This window comes from Leeuwenhoekiella blandensis MED217 (assembly GCF_000152985.1).
GTDB classification, from domain to species: Bacteria; Bacteroidota; Bacteroidia; order Flavobacteriales; family Flavobacteriaceae; genus Leeuwenhoekiella; species Leeuwenhoekiella blandensis.
Genome location: NZ_CH672395.1, coordinates 3,339,721 through 3,354,708, shown reverse-complemented (window position 1 = coordinate 3,354,708; position 14,988 = coordinate 3,339,721). Strand labels below are relative to the sequence as shown.

The following is a 14,988-nucleotide window of genomic DNA, read 5'->3' as shown; positions in this document are numbered from 1 at the left end:
ATAAACTATAAAATATATCGGTGACATTTTGACATTTTTGTAGAATTGGCAGTACTTTTGCCGTTTGCAAAGCAAATTAGAAAAACAATGAGTTCAGAAAATAAAGAAGAAACACTTCACGAGAACGAAGAACATAAAGCACAAGATGTGCAAAGCGCTGAACATGAAGCTGAAGACAATGCTTCTAGTGCTGAAGCTGCCGAGACCAACGAAGATGAGTTGGCAAAATATCAAGCCGATTTAGAGAAGGAAAAAGATAAATTCTTGCGTCTTTTTGCTGAGTTTGAAAACTATAAGCGTCGCACAAGTAAAGAACGTGTTGAACTGTTTAAAACTGCCGGTCAAGAAGTGATGCAGGCGATGTTACCTGTTTTAGACGATTTTGATCGCGCGATGGTTGAGATTGAAAAAGCAAAAGACAAGAATCTTGTTAAGGGTGTTGAGCTTATAAGTAATAAGTTGAGAGAAACCCTTAAGACAAAAGGTCTTAAGCAAATGGAGGTACAAGCTGGTGATGCATTTGATGCAGATGTACACGAGGCGATCACTCAAATTCCTGCACCGCAGGAAGATCTTAAAGGAAAGATCGTTGATGTGGTAGAGAAAGGCTACGAGCTTGGGGAGCGTATCATACGTTATCCTAAAGTGGTTGTAGGCCAGTAATTGTAGATGAATTTTAAAGATTGAAGAAGAGATAGGGATGAAAGAAGATTATTACGACATACTAGGCATAAGCAAGAATGCGACTGCTGCAGAGATTAAAAAAGCGTATCGTAAGAAAGCCATCAAGTATCACCCAGATAAAAATCCGGGAGATTCTGAGGCAGAAGATATGTTTAAAAAAGCAGCAGAGGCCTACGAAGTCTTAGGAGATGAGAACAAGCGTGCGCGCTACGACCAATATGGTCATCAAGCCTTTGAAGGCGGTGGCTTCGGCGGTGGCGGAGGTATGAATATGGACGATATCTTCAGTCAGTTTGGTGATATTTTCGGAAGTGCTTTTGGCGGCGGCGGCGGCTTTGGTGGTTTTGGCGGTGGCTTTGGTGGTCAACGCAGAACTAAGGGCAGCAACCTGCGCATTCGCGTGAAGCTAACCCTTGAGGAAATTGCCAACGGTGCCGAAAAGAAAATCAAAGTTAAGCGTAAAAAGCAAGCTAGCGGAACTACTTACAAAACCTGTTCTACGTGTAACGGAACCGGGCAGGTAACACGAGTTACCAATACTATTTTAGGTAGAATGCAAACCGCTTCGCCGTGTACAGCCTGTGGTGGTAGCGGTCAGATGATAGATTCTAAACCAAGCGATGCTGACGCGCAAGGAATGAAGACCGAAGAAGAAACGGTTTCTATTAAAATTCCTGCCGGAGTAGTAGATGGGATGCAATTGAAAGTTACCGGAAAAGGTAATGAAGCTCCAGGAAACAACGGAATCGCGGGAGATCTTCTTGTGGTTATTGAAGAAGCAGAACACGAGACCTTAAGCCGTGAGGGTGATAACCTGCATTATGACTTGTACATCAGTATCCCAGAAGCTGTATTGGGTACCAGCAAAGAGATTGATACCGTTACCGGAAAAGTGCGCATCAAGATCGAAGAAGGCGCGCAAAGCGGAAAAATATTACGCTTACGTGGAAAAGGTATTCCTTCAATTAACGGTTATGGTAAAGGAGATTTACTGGTACACGTAAATGTGTGGACACCAAAAAACCTTAAGAAAGAACAACGTGAATTTTTTGAAAATATGTTAGACGATGAGCACTTCTCACCGCAGCCACAACAGGAGGACAAATCCTTCTTTGAAAAGGTAAAAGACATGTTTTCTTAAATTTTAAGATGTTATTAAGAAAAAAGTGTATATTTGAATATCACTAATCACTAGTTAGTGATATTTTTCTTTTTCATAGCAATTTTTTTCCCATCCTTGATTCACATTAAGGGTGGGTTTTTGTTTTAGGGCCTTGGTATACCGGTTTTTGATACTAAATAATTCTTAACTGGCCTTTGAGGTCTATGGTTTTCAATATCTTTAGCTTTTATTGGCATAGCCAAAGGGTGTAATGCCCCATCCCGATAGCTATCAGGATGATACAAAATTAAAATTTGTTCGCAACGAATGCCTTATGGGCTTGCCCCGAGGTAGTTTACTACAAACTTCTATGACAGACCTTTTAGTCGCTGACCATATTCATAAAAAATACGGGAAATATACCGCTCTGAACGATCTTTCTATCCAAGTTCCTAAAGGAAGTGTTTTTGGACTTTTAGGACCTAATGGCGCGGGTAAAACGACGCTCATTCGTATTATTAACCAAATCACAATGCCAGATACCGGTAAGGTGTATCTAGATGGCGAAGCGCTAGATCAAAAGCATATCATCAATATAGGTTATATGCCCGAAGAGCGTGGCTTGTATAAGTCGATGAAGGTGGGAGAGCAGGTTATTTATTTGGCCCGTCTTAAAGGACTGACTAAAGCTGAAGCTAAAGAACGTAGTGCCTACTGGTTTAACCGTCTTGGGATGATGGACTGGTGGAATAAAAAAATTCAGGAGCTTTCAAAAGGTCAAGCGCAAAAGGTGCAGTTTATTGTTACGGTTTTGCACAAACCGAAATTGCTTATTTTCGACGAGCCCTTCAGTGGTTTTGACCCTATCAATGCCACGTTGATCAAAGATGAAATCCTGAAATTAAGAGATGACGGTGCGACAATATTATTTTCTACGCATCGTATGGAATCTGTGGAGCAGATGTGCGATCATATTGCATTGATGCATAAGAGTAATAAGGTGCTTGACGGTCGTCTTTCAGATATTAAAAGAGCATACCGCACAAATACCTTTGAGGTTGGGATTCAAACAGGAGATGATAGTGTTCAAAGTCTTGAAACACTTAAGAAAAATGTACTCGAGAGCGCAAGCGATGATTGGCAGCTTAATGCGGCACAGTTTAAAACGATCAACGAGAACGATCTCAAACTTCAAGTAAAAATTCCAGATGGCTTAAGCCCTAATGATCTTTTAGGCTTCCTTGCAAACAAAGGGACGATCAACCATTTTGTGGAGGTAGTGCCCACAGCAAATGATATTTTCATTCAAACTATAAACGCAAATTAATGGGGTCTTTAGCATTAATAATCAAGAGAGAATATAAAGCCCGCGTAAGCAATCGCTCGTTTATTATCATGACTTTTCTGAGTCCGTTGATCGTGGTCGGGATGATTATGTTAATCACGTATCTCACGCAACTTAATCAAGCCGGAAAGCAAACCATTGTGGTGGTTGATGAGAGTGGATATTTTTATAAGGAATTTGAAAGCACTGCCAACATAGATTATCTCGATCTTTCTCCGCAAGGGTTGGAAACCGCAAAAGATTTGGTGGAAGAAAATAAATACTTCGGTTTACTATATATTCCTGAAAACGTTAAGAAAAATACCTCTGGCGTTCGCTTTTACGGCAATGAAGCGCCGGGAATTTCTACAATTGAAGGGATTGAAGAGCAAATTGAAACCAAACTGACCAATGAGAAATTACTAGACCGCGGGGTTGATCTTGATCTGATAGATGCTTCAGAAACCCAAATAAGTATAACTATTGAAGATTTTGCCGGAGAGCGTACTTCAAAAATTTCAAACTGGATTAAAGCCGGTTTTGGAGGTGGTGCCGGTTATCTTTTGATGATGTTTATCATCATTTACGGCAATATGGTGATGCGCTCTGTGATTGAAGAAAAGACCAATCGTATTATCGAGGTGATCATTTCTTCGGTAAAACCTTTCAAATTAATGATGGGTAAAATTATGGGTACCACGCTTGCAGGAATTACGCAGTTTATGATCTGGCTGCTGATTGGCGGTGGTTTACTTACCTTTTTAAGTCTGTATCTGGGCTTAGAGGGCGGTGCGCCCAATGCCGCGGTGGGCAATATGGCCACAACAGATTTAGACAAAATCGAATTGATTCTTCTGGATGTACTTAATCTGCCACTTCTAAAGCTGGCGTGTTTCTTCCTGATCTACTTTATTGGGGGCTACTTTTTATACAGTTCGATCTATGCGGCCATTGGAGCTGCGGTTGATAGTGAGACCGACACGCAACAATTTATGTTGCCTATTATAATGCCGTTGATGCTAGCGATTTACGTTGGCTTCTTTGCTGTGATCGAAAATCCAGACGGTTCTATCGCGACCATATTTTCTATGATCCCGTTGACCTCACCTATCGTGATGTTGATGCGCATTCCTTTTGGAGTGCCGTGGTGGCAGTTGGCACTCTCTGTGAGTATTTTGATCGCAACCTTCCTTTTTACGGTTTGGTTCGGTTCAAAAATATATCGAGTGGGAATTCTTATGTATGGTAAAAAGCCTACCTATAAGGAAATTTTAAAGTGGATGAAGTACTAGCATGATTCAGGAGGATGTAAAAGAAACAGTAAAAGAAGGCGCCGAAAAAGTAAAGGACGTCATCGAAGAAAATGTATGGGGAACCATTCAGGATTTTCTTAATCTGGGTATTCACTTTAAAACGGGAAATACGCCGATAGATTTTACGGTTGGTCATTTACTACTCGTGATTCTAGCATTTATTGTGGCTACCGCTGCTTTGCGCCTGATACGAAGTTTTATCACGCGTAATATGGATCTTGAAAATGAACTCAAGTTCAAAAGCATTTTCAAGTTCATCAGGTACATCGTTTATGTCATTGTCGTGGTGATTACTTTAAGCGCTTCGGGAATTGACGTCACCGTATTACTTACTGCTTCAGCTGCTTTATTTGTTGGTTTAGGTCTCGCGTTACAGGATTTATTTACAGATATCATTGGCGGAATTTTCATTATGGTCGATAAATCACTTTCGGTAGGAGATGTGATCGAGATCGACGGTAAAGTAGGTCGTGTTTTTGAAATTAAACTGCGTACCACACGTGCGCTTACCCGAGATGATAAAGTCATCATAATACCTAATCATCACTTTATCAATGAGATTGTTTACAATTACACTCAGAATCATAAAACCACTCGGGAAACCGTGAAAGTAGGTGTCGCCTATGGAAGCGATACACAGCTCGTTCGTAAGATTTTGTTAGACTGCGCCAATAAACAAAATGGTGTGCTCAAGACCCCGAAGCCTACAGTGCTCTTTGAAGATTTTGGAGATTCTTCGTTGAATTTTGGCGTTTATTTCTTCATCAATGACAGCTTTTCAGATCCGCGGATCAAGAGTGAAATTCGTTTTAGAATTGACGAAGAGTTTAGAAAGAATAATATTACCATTCCCTTTCCACAGCGGGATGTACACTTTTTTCCAACCGAAAATAAATAAGAAAACCTTTTATGTCAAAATATATTCTGGTACCTGTATTGCTTTTTGTGATGTTTACGATGCGATCGCAAACCACAGATATCGCCAGGGTAGAATATATGCACATTCCGTTTAGTAATTCTAACAATTCGGTAGGACGATTCAGAGCACTTTTGCAAGTTCCTATTCCGTTAGATAAAGAGCTCAATAATATGCTGGTAGCCGGTTTTCAATATCGAAACATCAATATTGATATCAAAGATGCGGTTCCAGATGGTTTCAATATTCACGATGTGAGCACGCTACATCGTATTTCGGCTTATGCCGGATATGTGTGGCGGTTTAAAGAAAATTGGGTTTTTGGTGTAAAAGCCGGCGCCCGAATCAACTCCAATATCGCGGGCACTTTAGTTCCTGATGATTGGATTTATACGGCTTCTGTCTACGCGATAAATGATAGAAAGAAAAATTCTCCGACAAAACCGTATCGCTGGATTTTTGGTTTGGATTATTCTACAACTCCGGGGCGTAATTTTCCGCTTCCGCTAGTAAATTACTATAGAGAATTTCATCCCAATTGGACATACACCTTGGGTGTGCCCAAAACCAATGTGCGTCATTATTTGAATGACTCACATAAAGATGCACTGCAGGCTTTTGCAACCTTAGATAACATTTTTGCAAACATTCAGAACAATATGGTTATCGATGGGCGCACGGCTGAAAATATTTCGATGACCATTATTCTGGCGGGTCTGGGTTACGAACATTTTTTTACAGATCATTTACTATATTATGCCTACGCAACGCATTCTGTAAGCAATGATTTTAGATTGCGGAATAATAACCGGGATGATATTTACACGATAAATAGTGACAACACGTTTTATTTTAGAACGGGTGTGAAATTTAAATTTTAAGTATGTCAAAGATTTTAATCATAGAGGATGAGGCGGCAATTCGTCGCGTGCTCGTCAAAATTTTAACCGAAGAAAATAAGGCGTATCAGGTTGAGGAGGCTGAAGACGGTCTCGCCGGAATGGAAAAGATCAAAGACAACGATTATGATCTTGTGCTTTGCGACATCAAAATGCCTAAAATGGATGGTGTTGAAGTACTTGAGGCGACCAAAAAAGTAAAGCCCGAAATCCCGATGGTTATGATTTCTGGTCACGGAGATCTTGATACAGCCGTAAATACAATGCGATTAGGAGCATTTGATTACATTTCAAAACCACCCGATTTAAACAGACTGCTTAACACCGTGCGTAATGCTTTAGACCGAAAGAACTTGGTTGTAGAAAATACGCGACTTAAGAAAAAAGTAAGCAAGCAGTACGAGATGATCGGGGAGAGCGATCCCATCACCAAGATCAAAGATATTATTGAAAAAGTAGCGCCAACCGAAGCGCGTGTTTTGATCACCGGTCCCAACGGTACCGGTAAAGAACTTGTTGCGCATTGGCTGCACGAAAAAAGTGATCGTGCAAAAGGACCAATGGTTGAAGTGAACTGTGCAGCGATCCCTTCTGAGTTGATCGAGAGCGAACTTTTTGGCCACGTAAAAGGAGCCTTTACTTCAGCAAATAAAGACCGTGCCGGGAAGTTTGAAGCCGCAAATGGCGGAACGATCTTCTTAGACGAAATTGGCGATATGAGTCTTTCGGCGCAAGCTAAGGTCTTACGTGCTTTGCAAGAAAGCAGAGTGTCTCGCGTAGGTAGCGATAAAGATATTAAAGTGGACGTGCGCGTGCTTGCAGCAACCAATAAAGACCTGAAAAAGGAAATTGCAGACGGTAAGTTTAGAGAGGACTTGTACCATCGTCTTGCAGTTATTCTAATTGCGGTACCGGCTCTTAATGACCGCAGAGATGATATTCCGCTTTTGGTAACTCATTTTGCCAATAAGGTTGCCGGCGAACAAGGTACAGCGGTCAAGAACTTTACAGATAAAGCGGTCGAAAAGCTACAAGAATACGATTGGACGGGAAACATACGCGAACTGCGCAATGTCGTAGAGCGTCTAATTATTTTGGGTGGTAGCGAAGTTTCTGAAGAAGATGTGAAACTCTTCGCTAGTAAATAATCAGCATAAAAATTTAGGCTTATGAAAGCTTCAGACTATCAAATTACGGGACCCGTAAAACTTTCAGAACGTAAAACCCACGAGGATTTTGGGAAGACCAAAGAACTCGAGCAAGAGTTGGATGAGGTAAGTAAAAAGATTGCCGATATTCAAAATGCGATGTACGCGCATGGGAAATATGCTGCGCTTATCTGCATTCAAGGTATGGACACTGCCGGAAAGGATAGTCTGATTCGCGAGGTTTTTAAAAACTTTAATGCTCGGGGTGTGGTGGTGCACAGTTTTAAAACGCCAACGTCTTTAGAATTGGGGCACGATTATTTGTGGCGTCATTACATCGCATTGCCGGCTAGAGGTAAAGTGGGTGTTTTTAATAGAACGCATTACGAGAATGTTTTGGTGACGCGCGTGCATCCTGAATATATACTGAATGAAAACATTCCTGGGATCAATGAAGTTTCAGATATTGATGAAGCCTTTTGGGAAAATCGTTTTGAGCAGATCAATAATTTTGAAAAGCACATCGCCGATAACGGAACGATCATCTTCAAATTTTTTCTACATCTCTCTAAAGAAGAGCAAAAGAATCGTTTGCTTAGAAGATTAAATAAACCGAATAAAAACTGGAAGTTTTCCGCAGGCGATCTTAAAGAGCGCGCCTTGTGGGATGAGTATCAGCAGTGTTACGAAGATGCGATTAATAAAACTTCAAAATTTCACGCACCTTGGTATATCGTTCCGGCAGACGATAAACCTACCGCGCGGTTGATTTTAGCTAATATTCTTCTAGAAAAGCTTTCGTCTTACAAAGACATTAAAGAGCCGGAACTCGATGAGAAGACTAAAAGTAATATTGATGCGTATCGCAAACAGTTGGAATCAGAATAATAGTTGAGAACTTTATAATTTCAGCATTACATTTAATGAAACTATCAAAAATCGGCACGGAAGTGGCGATTTTTCTGTTTAATGGCGTAAATACCGCAAGAGAATATTATTTTTAGGACTCATCTAAAACACAACTAATTTTGAAAAGAATTTTCCTCTTCGTCATGTTGTTTGCAGGATTCAATTTGGTTTCTGCTCAAACAACTAAAGACTCCTTACAACTGCGTAATTTTTACGATTTGTCCTTATTGAACGGGAACAGCTATCAGTGGCTTGACGAACTATCAAATGATATAGGTCCGCGTCTTAGCGGAAGCACCGGCGCAGAAAAAGCAGTGCAATGGGCAAAAAAAGAACTTGAATCAATCGGACTTGATAAAGTGTGGCTACAACCGGTAATGGTTCCCAAATGGGAGCGAGGCGCACCGGAAAAAGCACATATTGAAGGTCCTGACGGAAGCATAGACGTTCCTGTTTGTGCTTTGGGTGGTTCTATTGCTACGGCGCCTTCTGGGGTTACTGCAGAGGTTGTTGAAGTGCAAGGTCTTGATGATCTAGCAAAATATGGCGAAGACCAATTGAAAGGTAAAATCGTTTTTTATAATCGCCCAATGCAGGCCGATTTGATCCAGACGTTTTCTGCTTATGGCGGTTGTGTAGATCAGCGTTATGCAGGTGCTATGGAAGCTGCAAAATATGGTGCTGTGGGTGTTATTGTGCGTTCGATGAATTTAAGAATGGACGATCTTCCACACACCGGTTCGATGTCTTACGGAGACTTGCCTAACGACAAGCGTATTCCAGCAGCTGCCATAAGCACTAATGGAGCAGCGCTGTTGAGCAAAATGCTTAAAAAAGACAAGAGCACGCAATTCTATCTTAAAATGAATTGCAAGAATTATGAAGAAGATGTGCCTTCGTTTAATGTGATTGGTGAAATTACCGGAAGCGAAAAACCTAACGAATTTATGGTTGTAGGTGGTCACTTAGATTCGTGGGATCTGGGAGACGGAAGCCACGATGACGGTGCCGGTGTGGTACAAAGTATGGAAGTGTTGCGCTTGATGAAAGCTGCAAATTATAAACCGAAGCACAGCATACGTGTTGTACTTTTTATGAATGAAGAAAACGGCCTGCGCGGCGGTACAGAATATGCAAAAGTGGCGAAGCAAGAAGGAGAGAAACACGTTTTTGGTTTAGAAAGCGACGCCGGTGGCTTCACACCTCGCGGATTTTCTTTTGACGCTGATAAGGCCAATTTTGAGCAGGTACAAAGCTGGATTCCGTTGTTTAAGCCGTACTTGATTCACTTTTTTGAATTAGGAGGTAGCGGGGCAGATGTTGGTCCGTTAAAAGAAGAAGGAACTGTTCTTGCAGGACTACGTCCTGATTCGCAGCGTTATTTTGATCATCACCACGCTTCTAATGATACGTTTGACGCGGTAAATAAAAGAGAATTAGAGCTGGGCGCGGCGACAATGACCAGCTTGGTTTATCTTTTTGATACGTACGGCGTGATTCCTCCAATAACTAATGAGAAGCCGCTTAAAGACTAAGATTGTTGTTAAACTTCTACTAAGTAAAGACCTCGTTTTCACGAGGTCTTTTAATTTTATAGCAAACCAAACTAACAACTAAATCATGGCAATATTAGGCTCCATCATAAAAGGGATTATCGATATTTCAGATAAAGTAATTCCAGAATCCAATCCGCTTGAAGAACAGGAAGAGGTCTTAAAATCTTTATTAGAAAAAGCCAAAGACACCCAGTTTGGAAAGCACTATGATTTTAATGCGATTTTAGAATCAGAAAATCCGGCAACCTTGTTTGCAGAAAAGCTTCCGTATTTTGATTACAACAGTATCAATGAAGCCTGGTGGTCAAAATTGCACGAAGGGGAGACTGATGTCACTTGGCCGGGAACTCCGCATTATTTCGCTTTGAGTAGCGGGACCACAGGAAAAAGCAGCAAGCGCATTCCGGTGACCGATGAAATGGTTGATGCCATTCGTATGGCTGGGATCAAGCAAGTGGGGGCTTTGGCCCACTTTGATCTAGAACCTGACTTTTTTGAAAAGGAAATCATGATGTTGGGTAGTTCTACAGATCTCGCAAAGCGAAATGGCCACGAGGAAGGAGAAATAAGCGGAATTAGCGCAAGTAATATCCCGTTTTGGTTTAGAGGCTATTACAAGCCGGGAGAAGATATTGCCAAGATTGAAGATTGGGATGAGCGTGTACAACACATTGCAGAGAAAGCCGAAGAGTGGGATATAGGTGCCCTAAGCGGAATTCCAAGCTGGATCGAGTTGATGTTAGAAAAAGTTATCGAGTATCACAACTTGAATAATATTCATGAGATCTGGCCTAACCTTCAGGTATATACTTCAGGAGGTGTAGCGTTTCAGCCGTATGAAAAGAGTTTTAATGCACTTCTTGGGAAACCCATTACGGTGATTGATACTTATCTCGCTTCAGAAGGGTTTATCGCATTTCAGGCAAGACCAGGAACAGACGCGATGAAATTGGTCACTGATAACGGTATTTACTTTGAGTTTGTGCCTATGAACCCGGATTATATCAACCAGGATGGTTCTCTGGTACAAGATGCGCCGGTAATAAGTCTGGCAGATGTAGAAGAAGAAACCGATTATATTTTGATCATTTCTACCGTTTCGGGAGCGTGGCGTTACTTGATCGGGGACACGATTGCTTTTACCAACAAAGAGCGCGCAGAGATCAAGATCACGGGAAGAACTAAATTCTTTTTGAACACGGTGGGGTCGCAACTTTCGGTTAATAAAATGGAAGCTGCGGTACAGGAACTCGAAGAACAATTCGATATTAAAATCCCGGAATTTACTATTGCGGCAAAACGTAATCCCGAAGATGATGAGTTTTACCACTATTGGTATTTAGGGACCGAAACTTCAGTTTCTAATGAAGAACTGGCAGATGCTTTAGATAAAAGTTTGCAGGAAGCCAATAAGAATTATGGTGTCGCACGCAGTAAAGCGCTAAAAGGTGTGTTTGTAAATACGGTGAACCCCGAGATTTTTTATGAATGGAGTGGTGCCAACAAGAAAAAAGGCGGACAAGTAAAAATGGAAAAAGTGATGAACGAAGAAAAGTTTGCCGAGTGGGAGGAATTTGTGCAGAAGCAATTAACTAATTAAAGCTAGTTGCTAGAATTTAAATTGGAATGGAATATTTCGTATTTGTTTTCTCTTTTACCATAATACTCTTATGTTCATTTATAGTAGTCCTTTTATTAAAACCTATTTTAAATTTACTGAGTAAGCGCTTTTTCAGGAATTGGAATGTGAAAAATATATTGCTGAAATCTTCAGCAACACTATTTGCAATTTCAATTATTTCATCTTTCTATCTTTCTTATAGGATTGTATATCCTTCTGATTCCGAATTAATAGGAACTTTTGAAAATTCATTTAAATTAAAATATCCTAGTTCGGGAGTTATAATATCAAAAAAAGCAGATAGGGGATTTAACGACTCTTATACATACTTTACTATTAAAATTGATAGACAAAATGAATACGATAAAATAAAGTATGATTTAGTCAAGCAAAACTATAAAATAAGTAGTCATCATTCATATAATAGAATGAGTGATACGATTTATACTGTAACGAGATTAAACACCTTTAACATTCAGTTTATAAATAACAATGAGATTTTCTTTGAAGAAATTAATTGAATTTCTAATTAGAAATTACTCCTTGTTAATCAGTATCATAATCTCTTCCGGGGACAAATAAAGTTTTTTGATACGCGCTTTATACTTTGCTGAAATATGCGCGTGATTGAGGATGAAGTCTTTGGTAACCAAAATGTATTTTCCCATACCGTGCGAGACAGCGAATGTGTCTGCCGCACGCTCTGCTTCCCTGATGAATTTAGGGAAATACAAATATTTAATACCAAACCAAATTAAATCTAAACTGCTGCGATCGCGATAATCCATAATATGTCCCAACTCGTGGCCTATCCATCCAATCAAAACATCTGAAGGAATATCAGTGATCTTAAAAGACTCAGATTCGATCTTTATTTTTTTACTGATGAAAATCACATACGACCTTTTCTTTCTTGGTTTTAGCAAGGATTTGAAAGCAGGTTGCGCCTGCATGGTAGACTTCTTTATGTCTTTCTTAAATCGAAAAGCAATAGGCGTTTCTGCAAGTTCAGGGTAATACGAGAGCGCTATTTTTATTTCGTGCGAAATGCGTTCAGGTATTTCTTTGTTTTTGAGTTCGTGATCGTTGTGCATAGCTTGGTAAAATTACGCATAGCGCAAGCCTTCAGCTGTTAATTAGTTTTTAAAATGCAGCTCAGGTTAAATTTAAAATAAGGTTCGTCTCAAGTAAACTTGTTGTTGAACTTAAATCTTACTTTTGCAGTCCGCAAAAAAATACCGTTGTGCTATCAAATTATACTAAAGAATTTCGACAAAATTTAAAGATTGCTTACCCGGTGATGTTGGGGCAGTTGGGCCATATTCTTGTTGCTTTAGCCGATAATCTTATGGTAGGGCGTTTGGGAGCTGCACAACTCGCCGCAGTCTCTTTGGGTAACAGTCTTATCTTTATTGCACTAAGCTTGGGAATTGGTTTTTCTTTTGCGATCACGCCTTTAGTTGCTGAAGCCGATGGTGCAAATGATACACAAACCGGGCGCAATTATTTTCACCACGGGATCGTGATGTGTGCTTTAAATGGTATTTTACTTTTTGTCTTATTACTGCTGGCCAAACCTATCTTATACTATCTCGATCAGCCTGTTGAGGTGGTTGAACTCGCTATCCCGTATATGGATATTGTAGCATTTTCATTGATCCCGTTGATGGTGTTTCAGGCATTTAAACAATTTGCAGACGGCTTGTCAAACACAAGATATGCGATGTATGCTACTTTGGTTTCAAATGTGGTTAACGTGTTTTTCAATTTTATTCTTATTTACGGCTTTTGGATCTTCCCGCGTCTGGAGCTTGTTGGTGCCGCCTATGGAACCTTGATCTCGCGTTTCTTTATGCTGTGGATGCTGTATTATATTTTAAGCCGAAAAAAGAAGTTTCAACCGTATTTTGTGTGGACGCGTCGCAAAGCGTTTCAGCTTCCTATTTTTAAAAAGCTTTTTGATCTGGGCTTTCCAACGGCAATGCAAATGTTGTTTGAAGTGTCGCTTTTTACTTCTTGCATTTTCTTATCTGGAATTTTAGGAACCAACGCCCAGGCTGCAAATCAGATCGCGCTCAATCTTGCGGCGATGACGTTTATGATCGCAGTGGGACTTGGGGTTACCGCAACCATTAGAGTGGGCAATCAAAAAGGAAAAGCCGATTTTGAGAATATGCGTCGCATTGCATTCTCGCTGTTTTTACAGGTGTTTTTGATCGAAGCGGTTTTTGCCGTTGGGTTTATACTTCTCAAAGATATCCTCCCCACATTTTATATTGATAATGTTGAAGTGATCCTACTTGCTGCGCAGTTGCTTATTGTGGCGGCACTTTTTCAATTGAGTGATGGTTTGCAGGTGGTTATTCTGGGGGCATTGCGGGGATTGCAAGATGTAAATATTCCCACGTTTATTTGTTTTATCGCGTATTGGCTGGTTGGGTTTCCGGTGGCTTGGTATTTTGGTCAGGAAGATCAAATGGCAAGTCAGGGAATTTGGTATGGTTTGCTTGCGGGGCTTAGTGCTTCGGCGGTGTTGTTGTATATTCGTTTTAATTATTTAAGCCGAAAACTGATTCATCAGGTTTCCGAAGGAAAAACTACAGCAGGCTAATTATGAACGAACTCCTCACAGACCAAATTTTTGAAAATCACAATTTTGCTGAAAACCCATTCGTTGCAGATTTTGAAGATTGTGTATTCAGGAGTTGTGTTTTTGCGAAAGCCAATCTTTCAAAGCTTACGTTTACCAATTGTACGTTTGAAAATTGCGATTTGAGTGGAGCCAAATTGGTACAGACGGCCTTTCAAGAGTGTGAATTTTCAGCGTGCAAAATGCTAGGTATTGCCTTTGAAGCTTGTAACAGCTTTCTGTTTCAGGTATATTGTTCGCAATGTACGCTTGATTTTAGCAGTTTTTATCAAGTTGATTTGAGTTCGTCTCAATTCAGTCAATGTCAATTAAAAGAAGCCGATTTTACTGAAGCTAATCTTTCAGGCGTCTTTCTAGACGAATGCAATCTTGCAGGAGCCACTTTTGACCAAACCAATCTGGAACAAACCGATTTTTCTTCGGCGGTACATTATGAGCTCAATCCTGATGAAAATAAAATACGCGGAGCGATCTTCAACAAAGGAGGTTTAGCCGGATTACTCCGTAGTTATCACATTAAAATTGTTTGATCTTGAACCCGGAAAGCCTTATCGAACTTGCCTATTACAAAATGCCTTTTGGCAAATACAAAGACCGTTATTTGGTAGAAATCCCGGAGTACTATTTTGGGTGGTTTAAGCAAAAAGGCTTTCCTGAGGGAAAACTGGGTTTTATGATGCAGCAAATGCACGAGATCAAAATCAATGGGTTAGAAGAGCTTATTTTTAAAATCAAACGGCAATACCCAGCGCCTCAGCCTAAAAGAAAACCTTAAAAATTATCCTAAAAACCACTTAAAAGGTTCGTCAATAAATCGCTATCTTTGCATCCCGTAGACGCGCTCTTCATGTTAAAAAGAGCTTAAA

General features: G+C 40.3%; 15 protein-coding genes. 14 read left to right on the top strand and 1 reads right to left on the bottom strand.

Features of this window, described 5'->3' with window-relative positions; all coding sequences use genetic code 11:
- Nucleotides 1-87: 87 nt before the first annotated feature.
- From MED217_RS14210 to MED217_RS14160, 11 genes are all read left to right on the top strand, one after another.
- Nucleotides 88-663 (top strand): nucleotide exchange factor GrpE, encoded by a 576-nt coding sequence (locus MED217_RS14210; protein ID WP_009781236.1) that lies wholly within the window; start codon nt 88-90, stop codon nt 661-663.
- A 37-nt stretch (nt 664-700) separates the two neighbouring features.
- Nucleotides 701-1,825 (top strand): molecular chaperone DnaJ, encoded by a 1,125-nt coding sequence (dnaJ, locus tag MED217_RS14205; RefSeq protein ID WP_009781235.1) that lies wholly within the window; start codon nt 701-703, stop codon nt 1,823-1,825.
- Nucleotides 1,826-2,156: 331 nt separating this feature from the next.
- Nucleotides 2,157-3,113: an ABC transporter ATP-binding protein gene (locus tag MED217_RS14200; protein ID WP_009781234.1), complete on the top strand. Its 957-nt coding sequence runs from the start codon at nt 2,157-2,159 to the stop codon at nt 3,111-3,113.
- A complete protein-coding gene (locus MED217_RS14195; protein WP_009781233.1) occupies nt 3,113-4,402 on the top strand; it encodes an ABC transporter permease in 1,290 nt (429 codons plus the stop codon). Before MED217_RS14200 ends, MED217_RS14195 begins: the two co-directional genes overlap by 1 nt.
- Nucleotide 4,403: 1 nt before the next feature.
- Nucleotides 4,404-5,321 carry a mechanosensitive ion channel family protein gene (locus MED217_RS14190; protein WP_009781232.1) on the top strand — a complete coding sequence of 306 codons (918 nt, stop codon included), beginning with the start codon at nt 4,404-4,406 and terminating at the stop codon, nt 5,319-5,321.
- An 11-nt stretch (nt 5,322-5,332) separates the two neighbouring features.
- Nucleotides 5,333-6,220, top strand: coding sequence for a hypothetical protein (locus MED217_RS14185; protein ID WP_009781231.1), 888 nt, complete (start codon nt 5,333-5,335; stop codon nt 6,218-6,220).
- Nucleotides 6,221-6,222: 2 nt separating this feature from the next.
- The gene (locus MED217_RS14180) at nt 6,223-7,386 is read left to right on the top strand and encodes a sigma-54-dependent transcriptional regulator (RefSeq protein WP_009781230.1); all 1,164 of its coding nucleotides are present in this window, start codon (nt 6,223-6,225) and stop codon (nt 7,384-7,386) included.
- A gap of 21 nt (nt 7,387-7,407) precedes the next feature.
- Nucleotides 7,408-8,274, top strand: coding sequence for a PPK2 family polyphosphate kinase (locus MED217_RS14175; protein WP_009781229.1), 867 nt, complete (start codon nt 7,408-7,410; stop codon nt 8,272-8,274).
- 164 nt (nt 8,275-8,438) lie between these two features.
- Entirely contained in the window at nt 8,439-9,830 is a 1,392-nt protein-coding gene (locus MED217_RS14170; RefSeq protein ID WP_009781228.1) for a M20/M25/M40 family metallo-hydrolase, read from the top strand.
- A gap of 85 nt (nt 9,831-9,915) precedes the next feature.
- Nucleotides 9,916-11,451: a GH3 family acyl-acid amido synthetase gene (locus MED217_RS14165; RefSeq protein WP_009781227.1), complete on the top strand. Its 1,536-nt coding sequence runs from the start codon at nt 9,916-9,918 to the stop codon at nt 11,449-11,451.
- Between the two features lie 146 nt (nt 11,452-11,597).
- Nucleotides 11,598-11,993 (top strand): hypothetical protein, encoded by a 396-nt coding sequence (locus tag MED217_RS14160; protein ID WP_009781226.1) that lies wholly within the window; start codon nt 11,598-11,600, stop codon nt 11,991-11,993.
- 15 nt (nt 11,994-12,008) lie between these two features.
- On the opposite strand, the gene MED217_RS14155 is transcribed toward MED217_RS14160, so the two are convergent.
- Nucleotides 12,009-12,566 (bottom strand): hypothetical protein, encoded by a 558-nt coding sequence (locus tag MED217_RS14155; protein ID WP_009781225.1) that lies wholly within the window; start codon nt 12,564-12,566, stop codon nt 12,009-12,011.
- Between the two features lie 206 nt (nt 12,567-12,772).
- On the opposite strand from MED217_RS14155, the gene MED217_RS14150 reads away from it, so the two are divergent.
- Genes MED217_RS14150 through MED217_RS14140 form a run of 3 tightly spaced genes read left to right on the top strand, consistent with a single transcriptional unit; the run spans nt 12,773 to nt 14,897 of the window.
- Nucleotides 12,773-14,083 carry an MATE family efflux transporter gene (locus MED217_RS14150; RefSeq protein WP_050759361.1) on the top strand — a complete coding sequence of 437 codons (1,311 nt, stop codon included), beginning with the start codon at nt 12,773-12,775 and terminating at the stop codon, nt 14,081-14,083.
- Between the two features lie 2 nt (nt 14,084-14,085).
- Nucleotides 14,086-14,652, top strand: coding sequence for a pentapeptide repeat-containing protein (locus tag MED217_RS14145; protein WP_009781223.1), 567 nt, complete (start codon nt 14,086-14,088; stop codon nt 14,650-14,652).
- A gap of 2 nt (nt 14,653-14,654) precedes the next feature.
- Entirely contained in the window at nt 14,655-14,897 is a 243-nt protein-coding gene (locus MED217_RS14140) for a DUF3820 family protein (protein ID WP_009781222.1), read from the top strand.
- Nucleotides 14,898-14,988 lie beyond the last annotated feature (91 nt).